The organism is Solibacillus palustris, assembly GCF_022549215.1.
GTDB lineage: Bacteria > Bacillota > Bacilli > Bacillales_A > Planococcaceae > Solibacillus > Solibacillus daqui.
The window spans coordinates 122,886-141,841 of the sequence record NZ_JAKZFC010000004.1 but is presented as its reverse complement, the minus strand read 5'-3'; the positions used below and the strand labels follow the sequence as shown (position 1 = coordinate 141,841).

Below are 18,956 nucleotides of genomic sequence, written 5' to 3'. Positions count from 1 at the left end.
TGAACTTAGAAAACATTTCATCTAAAAATCACAACTGTAAACTTGATATCCATATCTTCTTATTATCTAATAAAGAAAAAAATTATTATATGGATAATATTATTTATTGAGTTCTTTATTCATATAAAAAACCTACCCTAAATAGAGGGTAGGTAATATCATTATTTTTTAATAAATTGTTGTGTCCAAATATTACCTGACTTCACATAACCAACACCAATATGCGTAAAGTCTTTATTTAAAATATTAGCTCGGTGGCCTTCTGAGTTCATCCATGCTTCGACAACTTGTGCCGCACTTGTTTGACCTTTTGCAATATTTTCACCAGCTGATTTATAAGAAATACCTAACGCTTTCATACGATCGAATGGACTACCGAATGTTGGCGAAGTATGAGAGAAGTAATTGTTATTTTTCATATCTTGAGATTTTTCACGAGCAGCAGCCATTAATGGTTGATCCATTTCAAGTGCTGCTAAACCAAATTTCGCACGTTCTTTATTCGTTAATTCAACTACTTGCTTTTCGATCGCAGCAACATCAGCATCATTTGTATTATTACCTGGCTGATTTGGTTTTTCTGAGTCTGTCACTTGATTTGGTGGCGTTGTTGGTTTTTGCTCTGGTTTTGTTTCCGGTTTTGGTACTGGTTTTACTTCCGGTTTTGTTTCCGGTTTCGGTACTGGTTTTACTTCTGGCTTTGTTTCCGGTTTCGGTACTGGTTTTACTTCCGGTTTTGTTTCTGGCTTTGGCACTGGTTTAACTTCTGGTTTTGTTTCCGGTTTCGGTACTGGTTTTACTTCCGGTTTTGTTTCTGGCTTTGGCACTGGTTTAACTTCTGGTTTTGGGAATGTCTTGATGATCGTTTCTATATCCCCGATTTTAATATTTTCGAATGGCCATTGAATTTTAAAATTAGCTGCATTAATTTGCAATTGATATTCAGAAGCCGATTGGAAGTATTTCGCTTTAGCTTCAGTATTGCCCCCCTCTGCATTTGCAACGGGTGCTTGCGTTGCTAAAAGTAATACTGTACAAAATGTTAATACTGATTTTTTCATTTGGTACATCTCCTTTCGTGATTTCATCGTACATGAAAAAATCACAAAAAAACGGCCTATAATTTGGTAAGTTGTCCAACTACCAATCTATAAGCCTTGTATTAGGGGTTTATTCGAACATAATTTACGTAAATTTATCCAACTTACGCAACACTTTCATGTAAAAAGCTATTGACGACTATTCACCAATTACCGTAACGTCTTTAATATTTTCTCCAATCATCACTAAATTCGGTGCCATTTTCACGTACTCTGGCAGCCATTGCACCATTCCATACGCATATTGGAAAAGCATCGGGTTTTTAATTCCTTCAATCGGCACATAGCCCTTCATACGATACACTGTTTCTGGTAAGTCGCGCACCCAGTTTTCGAACTGCTCTTGGGTGAAGCTTGTTTGAAACGCAATTAAACGTGAGCCTAAGTTAAAGCTGTCGCCAATGCGTGCTGACACGATATCATCTTTAGAAATTTGCGCAGTTGACTGCATGTTTTGTAAAAGCTTTAATGGCACGCGCCCGTTCGTCGTTTGTAAAATGAATGCTTTTGCGTTAAAACCTTGTAATTCATATACTACTTGCGCTTGCTCTGATTCTGATAATAGATCAGATTTGTTTGCTAATAGTAAATGTGCGTGGCGAATTTGCTCCATAAATAATGAGCGCACTTGTGGAGTTAAGCTTGCGCGGTCTAGCCATAGTTTACTATCCGCTACAGTGACAATGCCTTTAATATTTAATTTATCGGCAAATAACGGTGAATACACGGCATCTAATGCTTCAACTGGGTGAGCTGCGCCCGTTGTTTCAATAATTAATACATCAAATTCTTGGTCATGTAATAATGATTGAATCTGAGCCTCTGTTTTTTCAGCGCCGCTACAACAAATACAGCCCTCCAACATTTCTTTTAATGGTACGTCTTCTTCTACTGCTTGCGAATCAAATGGCAGTTTACCTAGCTCGTTCATAATAACAGCTGGCTTTAAACCAGCTTCTTTCAATTGACGAATGACATCCGTTAACATCGACGTTTTGCCACTCCCTAAAAATCCGCTAAATAAATATACATCTTTCATATCGTCACGTCCTTAACACAATGGGCTGGCTTAGGATATACCCAAGACCAGCCCAATAGTTTTATTCTTTTGTTGCTTCTGTAGTACCTAATAATTCTTTTGCCTTTAAAATTTGTGGATCATCCGTTTTTAGCTTTTCGCTAATTGCATCCATTAATGCAAACGTTGTTTCACCCGTTAAAACACCTGTTACTTCAAATTTATTATCTTGTTGGTATTGTTTTAACGCGTCCGCTGATTCTTCCGTGAACGTTGTATCAACTGTACCAGGAGTGTAGCCAAGCACTTCTAATATACGTTCTGCTGTTTGAATCATTGGATTTGTTGCCCCAACTTCAAATGTTTGTGAAGGATCTATATATGGTAATGACGCATAATCAGGGTATTTTACCTCAACGTCTGGTTTAATTCCTTTTTCGTTCACCCAGTTACCATTTGGCGTTAACCATTTACCTGTTGTGAATTTTAGGTTTGCACCATCTTCCATATAAACAACTTCTTGCATTGTGCCTTTACCGAATGATGTTAAACCAATAAGTTTTGCACCAACTGATTCTTTTAACGCACCCGCTAAAATTTCCGAAGCTGACGCACTACCTTCATCGATTAATACTGTTATCGGCAAGTTGTATTTTGTACGGTTATCCGCCGCAACAATTGATGGTTCTTGACCTTTTTCTTGAATTTGGACAATTGGTTTGCCAGATTCAACAAACAAGTTTGAAATATCAATCGCAGCTTTTAAATAACCACCTGGATTTTGACGCACATCTAAAATGATAGAAGTCATGCCTTGTTTTTCAAATTCCTCAAGTAGCTTCTCAAGCTCTTTAGCTGTATTTTCGCTAAATGATGTAATTTGGAAGTGTGCGATACCATTTTCGTCAATATCACCATATACCGTTTCAACTGGAATATCATCACGTTCGATTGTTACATCAAACGCTTCTGCTTCCCCACGTTGAATAGATAAGGTTACCTCAGTACCTTTTTCACCACGAATTAATAATACCGCTTCTGTAGAGCTCAAGCCTTTTACGCTTTTGCCGTCTACTGAAAGTACCATATCTTTAGGCTGTAATCCTGCTTTTTCAGCAGGTGTGTTTTTGATCGGTGAAACAATCATTATATAGCCGTTTCGCGCCGAAATCTCAGCACCAATGCCTTGGAAGCTTGATGATAAGCTATCGTTGAACGATGTTGCTTCTTCTTTGTCCATATAATCAGAATATGGGTCGCCTAATGAATCGAATAATCCATTGATAGCACCGTGAATTACTTGATCTTCATCAATATCTTCATAGTACTTTTCCTTTAATGCGTCATACGCTTCATAAAGCTGTTTAAACTCTGTACGTTCCACTGGAACTTTTACTTCAACAACCTTTTGCTCACCAAACGTTAGCGCAAAGATTGTTAAAGCTGCCGTAAGTAAAATTGTTAAAAAAATGAGCATAATGAACGCAAATGGCTTCATGCGTAAATATTTCCCCGCAGGTTTTACTTTTACTTGCTGCTCGTTGTTTTCGGGTTGTAGCCCATTTTGATTTTGATCATCCATTTAAATTTTCACCACTCTCATATTTGCCGTGACTGATTCACACATATACCAATAATAGCAGTTTCCAAGCCACTAGAAAAGAATAGACGCCAACTTTTTTATTTAGTTTTTCATTTCAAAGGAAAAAGCAGTGCATTTTAGTAAATTTCTACTGCTGCACTGCTTATCTTATTAAAAAACCGCGTTATCCTTTACTTCTTTTGGTACAGTAATTTCATCTAATTCATCAAATTTCGAGTATTTAATAGATGCATCATTTTTAATTTGCGCTTGCTGGTCTTCAATGTCCATTAATATGGTGATATCCATATTAATCTCGTTTGTATCAAAGGTTTCTTTGTTAATAACAAGCTCATATTTCGAGTCCTCGAACGACATAGCTTTTACTGTCTCACTCGTCATTTCAACTGTTCCCTCAATTACCGAACCAAGTTGACCGACAATAAATTCTTTTAATTTATCCCCTTCAATATTCAGTGTTAATAAATAGCTCGTATCGTCTTGTTTGAACTCAAAATCATTAATGAACCGCTTCAATTTTTTAAGCTGGGCTGTCGCATCTGCTTTTGCTCCTGTTTGCGCAAGTACTTGTTCATATTCGTTATCTGGAATTTTGGCCCATTGATTTTCTTCACCAGTTAACAAATAAAAGCCATCAGATTCGCTCATATACATTTCCATTGGCATTTCCATCGATTCGCCTTCCATCTCCATCGCGACCGTTCCCTTCGTATACATCGCCATTGGTTTTTGCTGAATTTCCATTGCTAAATCAGAAGAAGTTGAAAATTGAACTATTACCCCGTCTACAATCATTTCCGTTTGTTGTTCCATATCAACATCAGCATGTACATTTTTCAATGTTTGTTGACGCTTAATTGCTTTTTTAAAAACCTGATGGAGTGTTAAGTTTGATTCTCCTTGCGTGTCAATAAGTGATGTCGCAAAATAACCAAATGCAGCTAGTACAAACACAACCAACGCCAATATAGCGAGAGTGTACCGTTTCTTCAAAAACGCCAACTCCTTTTAATCAGTAAATAAAAATACGCGGTTTCGTAGATTATTATCGTATTATAGAAGCGTGTAATTTATTACAGTTTTATGTAGGTTAATATTTTACTGTTTCGTCATTATATAATAGAGATACAATTATATTTCATGAGCGAAAGTACATGAACATTCACATTAACAAAAGGATATTTTTGGGTATTCGCAATTATCTTTTAAAATTCACAAATATCCACTCACAAAGTGATTCAGTTACGGTGTTGATGCAATTTATACCATTCTAATATTGTATATTCACAATATTTCGGCACACGAAAAGCCCTTCTTACATGAATGTAGAGGGCTTTCTAATGGTATGGGAGTCTTAGGTTGTCACCTTGGCAAAGAAAATTGTTTGCATATTTTAACAAACATCTATAATTTGATATCATAGTTTTCTTCAATAAACTTATGTAATTCAACATAAGTTGCAAAAGCGACACCAATCACTATTTCATTTTCAGTAGATTCCGGAGCAATTTTCTTCTCATTATCGCTCGAAATATGAAAATCCATGGGTAGCTTTTTTATTTCTTCATGTATATTGTGGGCTGCTTTATTTCTCCAATGATTGAGCAACCGTAAATTATCATACAGTTTTTGATCAATGAACCCCATCGAGAATACGAAATATAATTTTGTAGAATAATTTGAATCTAATATGGGGATGTAGGTTTCGCCTCTATTTCTTTTAGAATAATCTTCTACACCGATTGCCCTTGCTTTTATTAAGCAGTTAATCGCATTTTCACAAAAAAGGTGCACGGTCACAATATTTGATAATGGGTCGCTATTCGTCGTTAATCTTTCTACAAATATTTTCCCTACTTCTTTACTCATTTTTTTCATCTCCTTCTCCATCATTATTTGATGAAGAGGGAGAATCCATAACATCTAATTAATAATATTTTTTGGCGCGTATACAATAGAAGTTGCCGATTTTTTTCAAGTCCGTTATTATTTTATAGATTACATTAAAAACTTATATTTTTTCCATTCATAAAAAAGCACACTTAACAAATTCTTGTCTAGAGCGCTTGGACGGTCAATAAAATAAGTTTATGTCCCTTTTGAAATTATGTAATGCTTAAACCCTTGCTATGACTACACTTGAATAGCAACATTCCTACTAAACAAGTATCTCCAATGGAAACTAAATTCTTAAGAATTATCATTATCCAAGTAACTATTCATATACACTTCTCTTTGACACAAATTACTTGTCTTCTACATCAACCAAGTAAATTGCTTTTTCAAAACCTCCACGTTTTTCCTTTTTTTGCTGCCGCACTACTTCTAGTTCTTCAAAGGTCACACCTAATGCACTAAGAGCTGTATGTACTAACTCTAATACATCAGCTAATTCTTCAACGCTCTCATGAGTAGTATTTGCCGTATGAAACTCTTTAGCTTCTTCAATCATTTTCGCCTTAACTTCATATAAAAGTTCATTATGCTCCAATTTTCGAGCGTTATAAGCTAACTCATCTGCTTCGATAATTTCTAAAATCTTATCTCTTACTAACTTATTATACACTGGCATTTCCTTTAGCTCCTTTAACAAGCTTTTCATAGCATGTATCTTTCACAGCTCCATAATTACTCGTTTTCATGCTTTTATTTAATTAAATTTTTGAAATCACTAATTAATGATTGATGAAAAATGATTTTATATCTTATATCAGAAGTATTGAACTTGCCATAAAACCTTATGTATCAAGCATTAATCTTTTAAATTTAGGAAAGTAATTATAATACACAGTAGGATTATTTGAGTGATATTCCTTAATTAAATGAAATTCTTTTACGGACAATTCACTGTAATTTGCAGTTTCAGATTGCCAAATGAATTGTTTTATGAAACTTAAATCAAATAAATTATTTTACTTTTTTGTAATATCCTCGTGCTGGATAATAACGGTCATATTCAATATTATCTAATGCTTTTAAATCGTATACTTCATATACACCATCGACTAGGATATAATCACACGGCTCACCGTTTTCATATGTTGCCTTAAGCATTTTATTTTCTATTCCATTTATAGAAATAGGTTTACTTAAACTTTTTTCCACTCCAAATACGTCATATGTTTCTGCTAATAATTCAAACCCTAATTTTTTATAAAAATTATTAGCTTGTTCATCTCCCCGTGTGTACAATTCTATGAATTCAATAGGAGTACTTTCGAGTTCATTTAAAGCCGTTTCATATAATTTACGCCCAATTCCTTTAGATTGGTAATCTGGATGAACAGCAATGACTTTTAAAAACGCACCTAAGCCTTTTGCTAAAAATGATGTTTTTAATTCTTCTGTATCAAGTACCATATCTAGCAGCCCGACAACAATCCCATCTTCTATTGCTATCAACTCAATGGAAGGACGCCCTTCAAATGTTGGTTTTGAAGTTTCAACATCTTCGTACATAGATGTATACAAATACGCTAACACTCTACAACGGAGCCAGCTATCTTCATATTTTGGTGTATACTTTTGTATTTTCATAAGAGTCTCATCCTTTTTTAAGAATATGTATTCCTGTAATACTAATTCAATAAAGGTTTCTGAATCCCCTTCATTCTTAAATCTGATTGTTCAGTTCCAACAATACTTTCTAGCCCTTACCTTAGTAATGTGACCATTTCTATTTAAGCTAGAAACATTTCGCACATCTATCCTGCCCCATTTGCCTTACACATTCACCTACCGTCAATATTTGGAAATATGTTACACTGAACTAAACGATTGATTACTCAGTCATTAAATCAATTATGCAGGTTAATATGAATCATGAGGAGGGAATACAATGGAAGCAATTCTACAACTAATCCCCATAATCGCTGTATTTGGGCTTATTATTTTATTTTTTATTTCTTTTACTCACTTTATAAAAAAGTTACTAATAAATTCTTCAGCAAGAACTAATAATGCTAATGAGATTGGAAAAAAACTCGATATGTTAATAGAACAAAATGAAAAGATTATTTCACTATTAAAAGAGAAAAAGTAGTTTCTATATAAATAACGTACAATTTTGTTTAATAAGAATAGGACTTGCGTGTATGATTGGGTTTCATATATGAAAGTCCTTTTGTTATGTTCTCAAACCGACCTGAGAGCGTTTCATGTGACCAACTATCCATCAAGTCAAATCTCAATTGCTTATTTCAAAACAAATGGCATGAAAGTCCCCTTTTTAAATCAGATGGTTATACAATGATTGGAGAAGAAGGGCATTTAGGCTTTCTTTACGATGATAATGAAGAAAGTAGATTCTATCCAAATAAAATACAAAAGTACATGTGGCATTTTTGGGGAAAAGAAGACGAGTTGACTGGTAACTTTGAAGTTTTAGGAACTCATGAAAACAGTAACGAGGAAATAATAATTGTTCCAAAAGTTGAAATTTCTTTTCTTAGCCCTAATAATGGAGCAAATCATCACATTCCAACAAATATGATGTTGTCTAAAAGTGGAATGTGGAGGTTAGATGCTTACATTGGAGATAGATTATTTGGAAGTGTTTATGTAAAAGTGCATAAGAAATAAATGGCTTATTGAAGGATCGGTATTAATGATTATTTAAAATAGGACTTGCATGTATGAATTTTTTTCATGTATGTAAGTCCTTTTGTTCTGCATCTCATATACACACATACCGCGCTATAAAATAAAATTATGATACACTTCACTAAATAACTGAATATTACGTAATTAATGTAATAGGATGTAAACGAAAGGAGATTACAGCTTGGAGTTTTTCATGGAACTTGTAGGTATTATACTCCCCCTTGGATTCAATGGAGGCATTGCGATCTTCATTGTTAAAAGGCTCGAACATAAACATAAGCAAGGGAAATTAGGTAAGAAAAAATCAAAAGCAGCTCAAAATTTATTAGACAGTTTAATACCACTTGGAATGCTTTTTGGTTGTACAGTAGGCTTGCTTCTTAGCATGTTTTTCTCAATTTCATTATTATCCACATTAAGTTTCAGTTCAGGGATTGGCTTATTAATTGGATATTTCGCTTATGAAATTTATGGAAATAAAAAGAATAGCTATTTATAAAAACCTCTATTCCATTATAGGTAGCTTTTATTCGATAAGAAATAGCCTTATGATTTTGTTTCATATACATAATCACAAGTCCTTTTATTTCGTCCTACTGCATGCTACATTTATAGAAATTTATTCAATATACGAAAGGTAATTTACATGGAAATGATCCGTACTTTAAAGCAAAAAATAGAAGAAGAATATAATAAGCATTACTTAGATAGACCTTTTATTGTAGCTATCGACGGACTAAGTGGTGCAGGAAAAACTACGATTGTAAACCAACTTGTAAATGAAATTGAAAATGTAGTGATTCTTCATATTGACGACCATATTGTTAAAAGAGAAATGAGATATAACACAGGTCATGATGAGTGGTTTGAATATTATCAATTACAATGGGATACCAATTATCTAAAAGAACGTTTGTATAAAAAACTTCATCAAAACGAAAAGCAGTTACACTTGCCGTTTTACGACAAAGAAAAAGATATCCATATAAGCAAATCAATTCAAATACCACCTAAAAGCATAGTAATCATCGAGGGGATATTTCTTTTGAGAGAGGAATGGAAAGCATTTTACGATTATATAATTTTCCTTGATTGCCCTAAAGAAGTAAGATATGAGCGTGTACTTCACCGTGACACATACATCGGTAATTTAGAAGAACGATTAATGAAATACCAAAATAGATATTGGGTAGCAGAAGACTATTATTTAAAAATGCAAAATCCTTTTAAGCTTGCTCATACAATCATGCACTACTGTTAGAAGCATTAAAAAAGGCAATTTTATAGCTCCTTTTATATTAATGTCCCATTAGGCAAATATTCCAACCCAATGTAGCTATATTCAATATTAGCAGTACACCTTGGTAAAGAATTTTTTAATTTTGAATAACAAAAATCCCTGCATGAATTTATCCACATGCAGGGTTGATTTTACGTAATATTCACAATTCCAATAATAATTTCAAAACCAAAATACAACGATAACAAACATAGCCCAGCGAAAATATACTTTTCCACTTTGCCACCCGTTTTGATTGTGAGGGGGAAACGTACTTTAAAATTTATCGGAAAAAACAACTTAATTCCCTGTCTCGTTCCCATATCAAGAATAAAATGACTAACCATTCCTAAGAGCAGCCCTATTGTGAATGCCTTATAGGGTACGAAAGCATTCATCAGTACCGCTATACAAAATAAAAAGAGCAAACTATGAGTGAAAGACCGATGCCCAAAAAGTTTATTGACAATTTTCGAACTAATGGGAAACGTCCTCCCCATTTTACTCCCACCGTGGCATATGTCCGGCAATAGTGCACCGACAATGCCTGCCCCTAGCAATATGAGGGGATTTTCATTTGAAATTTGTGCAAAAGCAAGACTTGCTGTGATGCCTCCTACGATGTGTGTGTTCCCTAGCATTCGTCTTTAATTCTCCTTGCCTATAAAATAAATATTACACTTTAAATTTATCATAATTTAAACAAAAAGAGAACATACATTCCAAACGTATGTTCACAAGCAAATCAATATTTTACATCGTACACTTTAAATGACAGTAAGATTTGTTAAACATACGGTGGACATAATGCTCAAAACGTATGACAGAAACAGAAAAAAACATACGACATTCCTAATAAAAGCATTTCCCCAGTTTAAGGTTAAAATGACTCTTATTAAAAGCAATGTAGCATGTTTTATAATAGATGAAACTATAGAAAAATTTACTGAGATAGTTAAAGTTATGCAAGCACCTCTCTCACTATGTCAAAGCATCGCATAAATTAATTCGTTTAAACTACTTAGCTGTAAATTCTAATTCTTTCGGTGGCTCGCCTTTTTTATTCATCAATCGCATGCGAATCGGCTCAATTTTCAGCGTTACCATTTCATCTTTTGATCCGGTAAAAATACCCGAAAAAATTTCCGCTAACTTGTTTTTTATGCTCTCATCTTCAAACGCTGTCACTTTGCCTTCGATTTCTACATAAGCATCACCAAATCCATTATTTTCGTAGCCATATAAAATATGTGTATACGGATTTTGTTGCAGTTCTTCTACTTTTTCAGAATGTTTGCTTGTTACCGTATATAACACGAAGTCCTCATGTTGAAATGTCATATAACGAGAATACGGTTTTCCATTCCGAACAGTTGCCATAGTACCAATTTTTTCACGATTTAATACCTCTAGTATTTCATCACGTACAGAAGTCATTTCACCCCATCCTTTCAAGTTACACTATTAACTTGCCCTTCCTTCTCCATATTAAACAGTTTTGTTTGATAAATAAGAGCTGAATGTAATAAAAATGAAACATGTATTTTTATGATAATAAGGTTTGGTATACATACTTGATAGCTTGTGCAACCGTTGCAGTAGGAAAATGCCACCTTCATTATTCGAGTCCTTTAACTAAAAAAACCCACTAAATAATCGCTCGTAACAATCTGTCTAACGCTCACAATCTCTATAAATGGCTCTGTGAGCTTGTAACAATTATTACGGTAAGCTAATTCAACTTAGCTTTTATTGAATTGCCTCAGCCGTAAAATCAGAAAAGGGGCTGTCCAAAAAGTCAAAACTTTTTGGACAGTGCAAACCTCGTGTAGTAATAATCCGCTTTAGGCGGTGCTTCTGCGGTGGTCAGAATAAATTCTCACCATCCTCGGCGCAAAGGGAGTGTCCCAGAAAAACTCGGACACTCCCTTTTCTAAGTTCATTTAATTTTGCTTTAACTCCAATGATTCATACCTTTGAATAAACGCTGATATTTCAGAACGAGTTAAAATTTTATCAGGAGTATAGCCACCGATTGATGTAGCTGTGGTAATCCCATTATCTATGAAAAATTGAATAGATTCGTTTTCACTTACTGTTTTCTCATAGTAGTAAGATGCCATCAGTTGTGCCAATTTACCACGTCTAATGCCTTTATCCGCAAGACCTTTAGAAGCTGTGGATTCTTCATTTGCTAGTACAGGCATGTTGTATTTCTTCGCCATGTTGTATAAACCACTTTTGTTCCAAGACGTTGTGTTTTTTACATTTGCTAATTCATCTTTTTGTGCGAAACGGAAGAAGATTGTTAGGAAGTGAGCTTCAGTTAATTGTGTGTTCGGTTGTAATTGTGTTTCGTATTTCTTTGTTTTTGCATTCCATACATCACTATAACCATTAATTAAACCTCGTTCGATTGCCCAAATCATATCATTTGCCCACCATTCTGTACTACTAAAGTCAGCAAACTTTTTAGCGTAAGCTGAGTAGTCTGGTGTAGTGGAAACTGGAGGTGTTTGCGTTGAAGCGGCGTAGTTTAAATAACTTGATGCTACATACCCCTTTGTCCCATCACTTCTTTTCACAGGATACCAAACAAAATGGTTTTTCCTCGTTGCCGCTTCATCATATTCAAAAGGACCCGTAATGGTAATCGTTTCACCTTCACGTAAAGTACCCATAGAAGGACTATCCGTAGTAGGTCTTGTCCTTAAATTTGCATTCGTAGTGGTATTAACTTTTTGATTTGTTTCAAATAAGTGCTTTGATTTTTTTACTGGTAAATCAAAATCATAGTTCATCGCTGAAAATTTAATATTTTCCTTGTTGTTAGAGTCATATTGAAAATGTTCGCGTGAAAATGGCAGCACTGTTAAGTCAATTAGCCCCATTTCCTCGATAATCCTGAAAATTCTCTCTTGATAGGCATTTGCATTTCTTTCACCAGTTGCCTGGACAATTGGACTGTTGACTGGCTTAGTACCGTTATAAGCCATGACAGCGAAGTACCAATGTTCCAGTATATCTCTTTCCCCACCGTTGATGCTAGGCAAATCCTTCCGCTTAAACATTTTATCTAGAGTCTCTACACCAGCTTGAATATTATAGACAAGATCACTTTTTAGTCTATCTTGATTGTAGCCTGCTTGATTTGTAATTTGCATAATGCCAATTCCATTATCAGCTGTCACAATCGCCTCACCATTCTTATCGAAATGACGCCAATTTCCACTTTCACCTTCCGCTATTGCCTTCACAATTTCAGGAGGAACATCATAAATCAATGCTGTTTCGGTTAACAAACAGTTCATTGTGGAATAATCAGGGTTTCCTTTCGATGCCGAATCATACTCACATGTATTTGCAATATTATTAGCAGATATATTTTTATCTGTATTGACAGATAGAGAGATGGCACCAATCGCAATAACACTAATCAATGGTTTCAATATCTTTTTCATATCTGATTATTACACTCCTTTTCATATCTCCTAAATTTTAGATATTCAGATATATGTTAACATAAACCAAATATTTGAGATAGGGGTAATATCCAATGTTTCTTTAATTTAACAGAATTGAGTGAAAAATTATATTTCTCACATATATTGTTTAATATTGATTCGGTTAAAGGGTTGTAAATAGTGATTGTTGGATTTTTACCTTTTTGTGAAATAAGTAAGTTTCCTAAAGTCCATTGAAAAAAGCCCAAGCCAAATCTATCAACTCTTAGGCTCGTTAAATGGCTCTGTGAGCTTGCTATGATTGTTGTTCAAAAATTGAAGCGGTTGAGCTTTACTACACACTTAATTTCAACTAAAAGTTGGTTCTTTTCCAATGCTTATAAATTATGGTTTAAACAACCTTAACACTTATTCTCATGTCACAATAGAACAGAAGCAAAATGCGACCTCTTTATTTGATTCATTATACTAAAAAAACCTACTAAACAATTGCTCGTTTAGTAGGCATCAAATGTACATTTCAAAGGTTAAAACCCCTTTTTAGTCCCTTTGTAAAATTTGGAGTCTCACAAACCTTTGCTATGGCTAGTCTTGAATCGCCGCTTCTAGTGCAATTAGCATCATGTCATTGAAAGTCGTTTGACGTTCTTCAGAGGTTGTTACCTCACCTGTAATGATGTGGTCAGATACTGTTAGAACAGTTAATGCTTGATATGACAGTAGATTAATAAAGAGCGGATTAGGCGTTGTCGTATCGTCTGTGGGAACAGTCAATCTTTTTTACTAGTAATACACACCGATATACCCTAATATTTGTAAATGTGTTACACTATACTAATGATAAATAAACATTAGATAATATTCAGAGGTGACGTTATGGAAAGTAGTTACATGAAAAATCATTTCACCATCATATATGAGCAACGAGAAGAATTTGCTAATGTGCTAAAAGATTTTAAAGATAAAGAATGGGAACGTCCTCAAGATGATAAGTGGTCTTTTGGAGAAACCTATTATCATTTATATTTAATGATTAGACTATTTAGACAGTTAAACAAATCATATTTACCGATTTCTAAGCCTATTGCTACTATAAGAAGTGGAAAGCCGTACAACATTAAGAGTGACGATATATTTACTGAATATAAAGAAAAACATAATAAACCTATGAAAGCACCTTTTGTTTTAGTGCCACCAAAGAATATTAAAGAGAAAATTTCATTTAAATGGTTAGTAAACGAGCTAGATATTGAAACTAGGTATTTAGAAAAAATGCTTTCTAATATTAGCGATAACGTAGCTGGACATATACGTTACCCCGACCCAATAGCACATTATCCAAATTTAATTCAATGTATTAACATATTAGGTATACATGAAAAACAACATTTTTTATTATGCAAAAAATATTATAATTTACATTAATATTGACTTATAATAAAGATATTACTAGCCTAATAAGTGCAGGACTTGTGTTTATGATTAAACTCCATATATGCAAGTCCTTTTGTTATGCTCCCCTTCACACACTCACAGGAACGCTACTTAGAATCGCTCTGTGAGATTAATCCACGTAACCAATCATCCATATCTTGCACCTCAGTACGGTTCATGTGTTTTGCACTGAGCTTTTGGAAATAAAAATAGCACACTTAAACAAGTATGCCTTCAAACCATTATTAACCTTAAGAAATATAAACATGTTTTCGCATGTGATAATGGAGCAAAAGGAACTAGCAAGCACCTTGTTAGACACACTAAAATAAAAAGCACCTAACAAGTTTTTTTCACTTGTTAGGCACTTCTAAAATAGGTTTTGGGCACTTTTGGAAACTTGTTTAAAATACCCATCTCACAAACCATTGCTATGACTAGTCTTGGATCGCCGCTTCTAGTGCAATTAGCATCATGTCATTGAAAGTCGTTTGACGTTCTTCAGAAGTTGTTACCTCACCTGTAATGATGTGGTCAGATACTGTTAGAACAGTTAATGCTTTACGTCCAAACTTTGCAGCAAGAGTATATAGCGCAGCTGTTTCCATCTCAACAGCTAGTACTCCGTATTGTGCTAATTTTTCGTTTTGTTCTTCATCTGAATAGAACATATCTGCCGTGAAGATGTTACCTACACGTACATTTAATTCTGCTTCTTTTGCAGCGTTGTAAGCTTTTAATAATAAATCAAAGTCTGCAGTTGGTGCATAGTCAATGTTTCCGCCGAAAATTACGCGGTTTAAATTCGAGTCAGTAGATGAAGTTTGTGCGATGATTACGTCACGAACCTTTACATCCTTTTGAATCGCACCACAAGTACCAACACGGATTAATTTTTGTACACCGTATTCTTGCATAAGCTCTGTAGCGTAAATTGAAATAGAAGGTACACCCATTCCCGTACCTTGAACTGAAATGCGTTTGCCCTTGTAAGTACCTGTGTAGCCTAAGATATTACGTACTTCGTTGTATTGTACTACGTCTTCTAAAAACGTTTCAGCAATATACTTTGCACGTAGGGGATCTCCTGGTAATAATACGATTTCTGCGATTTCGCCTTGTTTGGCACTAATATGAACACTCATTTAAATAACCTCTTTTCATCATCATTCTATTTAATTGTAAACGGTTTCGTATAAATATTCAATCGTTAGACGTCTTTCTTCACTGAAAAAATCGAACATTTTTGTTCACTACTTCTTAATTTCACTTTGATTTATTCGAACGAATTATATTAATTCTACTATACCCACTGTTCATTAAATCCTGCAAATACTAAATTAACATTGGAATTTCAGCTCGTACAGTGCCCACAGCGAATCGAATGCTTCTGTTGTCAAATACTCATCAGATTGCATTTCTATATAGTCAGATAGTTCTTGAAAATCTTCAGACATTTTCGGAAACCCATGATCTATAAACATACTTTCCGCAAAACGTACTTTATTGTCATTCCAATCTCCCCCTCTAAACGTCAAAGCATAATGATAAAATGACTTTTTCAATAAAATTCCCCCTATTTTATAAATTTTCCATTTAATAGTGTAATAATATCCTCAATGTAGTAAAATATTAAAAAATTGATTTTTCAGAAAGTTGGTGATTATTTTGCTTAAAAGAAGTAATTCAATACCTATAGAAGCTAAAAAAGCAAAAGAGAAAAAAAGCAAAAAATCCAATTTCAAATTTATTCATCTCATTAGAGGAAGAATTGTCCTCGCATTTTCAGTTTTGATGACTATTATAATTGCTATGCAAATTTTATCGTACATCAATATTACGAATTTGCAAAATAACCTACGGGAGTTTTCAGATGAAAATTTAGAACAGCAAATGCTCATTAATACCTTAGTCACTGATATCGCCAAGCTTTCTAGCCATGAACAAGGGTATATCATTACTGGTGATAATTATCATTTAACATCCTACGAAGACTTGAAGGAAACAATCAATGCAAATTTATCTACCATACAAAGCTCCCTTGAAAATCAAGAGGAGGAAATAAAGTTAGTAGTGCTTATTCAGCAATTTTATGACAATTACTTATCTTATTCTAAATCGACGATAGAAGTCCGTCAAAAGTATGGCTATGAAAACGCGGCAATCATGTTTAAAACAAGTGGAAGTCAAAGCTTTAAAAACTATATCGATGAAAATACATCTAAGCTTATTAAAATGCTACAACAGCGTAACGAGGAAACTTTGTCTGATCTTGAGCAGTTTGCACTTGCTTCGAAAATTTCATTTTTCGTACTTTCAGGGATCGCATTGTTTATTTCCGTGACTTTAGGCTATATTTTATGGAAATCTATTCTCCGTAATACAAATGCTATTAATCACTCGATTTTAGATATTGCACAAGCCGGTGGTGATTTAACACGTCGCGTTGAAGTAAAGACGAAAGATGAATTCGCACATATCGCATATTCTACAAATATTTTAATCGAATCGATATCAAAGCTTGTGAAACGTGTGTCGAACCTAGCGGAAAACGTATCTAGCAGCTCTCAAGGGTTAATGGGATTAGCAGAAGAAAATGCTCGCACAATCGACTCAATAGCAAACTCAACACTAGATATCGCCAATGACAGCAACGAAATTTTGACAAGCATTAGTAAATCAGCAAACGAAATGAATAAGCTTGAAATTTCGATTCACGAATTAAACAACAAAGCATTTGAAGTACAACTAGCAGCTACTGCGATGCAACAATCGGCACAATTAGGAAGCAATTCAGTCACGCAATCTTCCAATGTAATGCTTGAAATCGAGGAAACAATGGCTTCTACTTCGGCAACCGTTGAAAAATTAGGGCGTAAATCGGATGATATTACGTCTATTATCAGCACAATTACAGCAATTGCTGAACAAACGAACCTGTTAGCCCTAAACGCGGCAATTGAAGCTGCACGCGCTGGTGAACATGGGCGAGGCTTTGCTGTAGTCGCAAAAGAAGTTCGAAAGTTAGCCGAACAATCACAACAGGCTGCTAGTGAAGTTTCATCAATAGTTCGATCTATTCAAACTGAGGTTAACTCTATTATCACGCAAAATGAAACCGGAGTTCAAAAAGTAATTCGCGGTGTGGAAGTAACGAATGAAACAACCGAATCTTTACACAACATCTTGCAACAAACGGAGAAAACATCGGAAATTTTAAGTTATATGGGCATTCAAATCGAACAAACATTAAAACATTCTCAAGATGTCACTTCTTCGTTCATCTATGTTTCAGCCATAGCTGAGAATACTGCAGCAAATACCGAGCTTAGTGCTACAGCTGCTACGCAAGGTTCGGCCTCCATGCAAGAAATCAATGCTTCTGCGGTTGAACTCGCAGCACAGGCAGATGATTTACGCAGTGTCGTCGCTGAATTTAAAACATAAGCAAAAACTCGCTCTCATTGTGAATTTCACAACAAGAGCGAGTTTTTTATTTGAATAATGAAAGATATTCTCCGTAGCCCTCTTTTTCTAAATCTGCAATTGGCACAAAGCGTAACGATGCTGAGTTAATGCAGTATCGTAAGCCACCTAATTCACGCGGGCCATCTGGAAATACATGTCCCAAATGCGAATCCGCTGTTTTACTGCGTACTTCCACGCGACGCATTCCATGTGAAGTATCAAAATGTTCAGTTACCTCTGGAACATCAATAGGTTTTGAAAATGAAGGCCAACCGCAGCCAGCATCAAATTTGTCTGTTGAGCTAAACAGTGCTTTGCCTGATATGATATCAACATAAATCCCGTCTTCAAAAACATCATAATACTCATTGCGAAACGGTGGTTCTGTTCCTTGATTTTGTGTCACATGCAATTGCATATCTGTTAACTGTTTTAAGCGTTCATTTTTATCCATTAACGTTTCCCCCAATGCTGTTCGATAAATCCAGTGCGTCCTGAGCCTATAGAATAGCGCTCATAATGGGCAGGATTTTTCTTATAATAATGCTGATGATAGTCCTCTGCTTCATAAAATGGTTTTGCTGGTAATAATTTCACGGCGATTGGTGCACGGAATTTACCGCATGCCTCTAGCTTTGCCTTTGATAACTCTGCAATTTGCTTTTGAACCTCGTCATGATAAAAAATCGCTGTTGTGTACGATTCTCCTCGATCATAAAACTGCCCACCCGCATCGGTAGGGTCAATCAATGTCCAGTACAGCTCTACTAATTTTTCGTATGGATAAATACTTGGGTCAAACGTAATTTGTACGGCTTCTAAATGGCCTGTTGTTTCACTACATACTTGCTCATATGTTGGTTTATCAACATGTCCACCTGTATAGCCCGATACAACTTCAATAATGCCAGGCTGCGTATCAAACGGCTTAACCATACACCAGAAACAGCCACCTGCAAATGTTGCTTTTTGTAATGCCACCATATTT

The 18,956-nt window shown here is 34.8% G+C and carries 20 protein-coding genes and 1 pseudogene; 6 read left to right on the top strand and 15 right to left on the bottom strand.

Features of this window, described 5'->3' with window-relative positions:
- Positions 1-161: 161 nt before the first annotated feature.
- From LZ480_RS12030 to LZ480_RS12000, 7 genes are all read right to left on the bottom strand, one after another.
- The gene (locus LZ480_RS12030) at positions 162-1,061 is read right to left on the bottom strand and encodes a CAP domain-containing protein (RefSeq protein WP_241369686.1); all 900 of its coding nucleotides are present in this window, start codon (positions 1,059-1,061) and stop codon (positions 162-164) included.
- A 178-nt stretch (positions 1,062-1,239) separates the two neighbouring features.
- Positions 1,240-2,139, bottom strand: coding sequence for a CobW family GTP-binding protein (locus LZ480_RS12025; RefSeq protein ID WP_241369685.1), 900 nt, complete (start codon positions 2,137-2,139; stop codon positions 1,240-1,242).
- A 61-nt stretch (positions 2,140-2,200) separates the two neighbouring features.
- The gene (locus tag LZ480_RS12020; RefSeq protein ID WP_241369684.1) at positions 2,201-3,700 is read right to left on the bottom strand and encodes a lmo1851 family serine protease; all 1,500 of its coding nucleotides are present in this window, start codon (positions 3,698-3,700) and stop codon (positions 2,201-2,203) included.
- 171 nt (positions 3,701-3,871) lie between these two features.
- Positions 3,872-4,714 (bottom strand): DUF6612 family protein, encoded by an 843-nt coding sequence (locus LZ480_RS12015; protein ID WP_241369683.1) that lies wholly within the window; start codon positions 4,712-4,714, stop codon positions 3,872-3,874.
- 411 nt (positions 4,715-5,125) lie between these two features.
- Positions 5,126-5,590 carry an RND transporter gene (locus LZ480_RS12010; RefSeq protein ID WP_241369682.1) on the bottom strand — a complete coding sequence of 155 codons (465 nt, stop codon included), beginning with the start codon at positions 5,588-5,590 and terminating at the stop codon, positions 5,126-5,128.
- Between the two features lie 376 nt (positions 5,591-5,966).
- On the bottom strand, positions 5,967-6,293 hold the full coding sequence (locus LZ480_RS12005; protein WP_241369681.1) for a nucleoside triphosphate pyrophosphohydrolase: 327 nt from the start codon (positions 6,291-6,293) through the stop codon (positions 5,967-5,969).
- A gap of 335 nt (positions 6,294-6,628) precedes the next feature.
- On the bottom strand, positions 6,629-7,258 hold the full coding sequence (locus LZ480_RS12000) for a GNAT family N-acetyltransferase (RefSeq protein WP_241369680.1): 630 nt from the start codon (positions 7,256-7,258) through the stop codon (positions 6,629-6,631).
- Positions 7,259-7,559: 301 nt separating this feature from the next.
- Between LZ480_RS12000 and LZ480_RS11995 the strand changes: the two genes are divergently transcribed.
- From LZ480_RS11995 to LZ480_RS11980, 4 genes are all read left to right on the top strand, one after another.
- Positions 7,560-7,763, top strand: a complete 204-nt coding sequence (locus tag LZ480_RS11995; RefSeq protein WP_241369679.1) for a DUF4083 family protein — start codon at positions 7,560-7,562, stop codon at positions 7,761-7,763.
- A gap of 206 nt (positions 7,764-7,969) precedes the next feature.
- Positions 7,970-8,302: a hypothetical protein gene (locus LZ480_RS11990; protein WP_241369678.1), complete on the top strand. Its 333-nt coding sequence runs from the start codon at positions 7,970-7,972 to the stop codon at positions 8,300-8,302.
- Between the two features lie 214 nt (positions 8,303-8,516).
- Positions 8,517-8,822 (top strand): hypothetical protein, encoded by a 306-nt coding sequence (locus LZ480_RS11985; RefSeq protein WP_241369836.1) that lies wholly within the window; start codon positions 8,517-8,519, stop codon positions 8,820-8,822.
- A 147-nt stretch (positions 8,823-8,969) separates the two neighbouring features.
- Complete coding sequence (locus LZ480_RS11980) at positions 8,970-9,584, top strand: kinase (RefSeq protein WP_241369677.1); 615 nt, start codon at positions 8,970-8,972, stop codon at positions 9,582-9,584.
- A gap of 170 nt (positions 9,585-9,754) precedes the next feature.
- Here LZ480_RS11980 and LZ480_RS11975 read toward each other — a convergent pair whose 3' ends face one another.
- The 4 genes and pseudogenes from LZ480_RS11975 to LZ480_RS11960 all read right to left on the bottom strand — a co-directional run.
- The gene (locus LZ480_RS11975; RefSeq protein ID WP_241369676.1) at positions 9,755-10,243 is read right to left on the bottom strand and encodes a metal-dependent hydrolase; all 489 of its coding nucleotides are present in this window, start codon (positions 10,241-10,243) and stop codon (positions 9,755-9,757) included.
- A 376-nt stretch (positions 10,244-10,619) separates the two neighbouring features.
- On the bottom strand, positions 10,620-11,039 hold the full coding sequence (locus tag LZ480_RS11970; RefSeq protein ID WP_241369675.1) for a pyridoxamine 5'-phosphate oxidase family protein: 420 nt from the start codon (positions 11,037-11,039) through the stop codon (positions 10,620-10,622).
- Between the two features lie 506 nt (positions 11,040-11,545).
- Positions 11,546-13,063 carry an SH3 domain-containing protein gene (locus tag LZ480_RS11965; protein ID WP_241369674.1) on the bottom strand — a complete coding sequence of 506 codons (1,518 nt, stop codon included), beginning with the start codon at positions 13,061-13,063 and terminating at the stop codon, positions 11,546-11,548.
- A 588-nt stretch (positions 13,064-13,651) separates the two neighbouring features.
- Positions 13,652-13,777: pseudogene (locus LZ480_RS11960) on the bottom strand (purine-nucleoside phosphorylase); the annotation flags it as partial.
- Positions 13,778-13,942: 165 nt separating this feature from the next.
- On the opposite strand from LZ480_RS11960, the gene LZ480_RS11955 reads away from it, so the two are divergent.
- Positions 13,943-14,491 (top strand): DinB family protein, encoded by a 549-nt coding sequence (locus LZ480_RS11955; protein WP_241369673.1) that lies wholly within the window; start codon positions 13,943-13,945, stop codon positions 14,489-14,491.
- A 446-nt stretch (positions 14,492-14,937) separates the two neighbouring features.
- Here LZ480_RS11955 and deoD read toward each other — a convergent pair whose 3' ends face one another.
- Together deoD and LZ480_RS11945 are read right to left on the bottom strand one after the other, a co-directional pair.
- Positions 14,938-15,645, bottom strand: a complete 708-nt coding sequence (gene deoD / locus LZ480_RS11950) for a purine-nucleoside phosphorylase (RefSeq protein WP_241369672.1) — start codon at positions 15,643-15,645, stop codon at positions 14,938-14,940.
- 195 nt (positions 15,646-15,840) lie between these two features.
- Entirely contained in the window at positions 15,841-16,065 is a 225-nt protein-coding gene (locus LZ480_RS11945) for a YozE family protein (protein WP_241369671.1), read from the bottom strand.
- A 229-nt stretch (positions 16,066-16,294) separates the two neighbouring features.
- Here LZ480_RS11945 and LZ480_RS11940 point away from each other — a divergent pair, with 229 nt between their 5' ends.
- Positions 16,295-17,947 (top strand): methyl-accepting chemotaxis protein, encoded by a 1,653-nt coding sequence (locus LZ480_RS11940; RefSeq protein ID WP_241369835.1) that lies wholly within the window; start codon positions 16,295-16,297, stop codon positions 17,945-17,947.
- 46 nt (positions 17,948-17,993) lie between these two features.
- On the opposite strand, the gene msrB is transcribed toward LZ480_RS11940, so the two are convergent.
- Both msrB and msrA read right to left on the bottom strand, forming a co-directional pair.
- Complete coding sequence (msrB, locus tag LZ480_RS11935; protein WP_241369670.1) at positions 17,994-18,422, bottom strand: peptide-methionine (R)-S-oxide reductase MsrB; 429 nt, start codon at positions 18,420-18,422, stop codon at positions 17,994-17,996.
- Entirely contained in the window at positions 18,422-18,952 is a 531-nt protein-coding gene (gene msrA, locus LZ480_RS11930) for a peptide-methionine (S)-S-oxide reductase MsrA (protein WP_255731411.1), read from the bottom strand. The genes msrB and msrA overlap by 1 nt, the downstream gene beginning before the upstream one ends.
- Between the last annotated feature and the right edge of the window lie 4 nt (positions 18,953-18,956).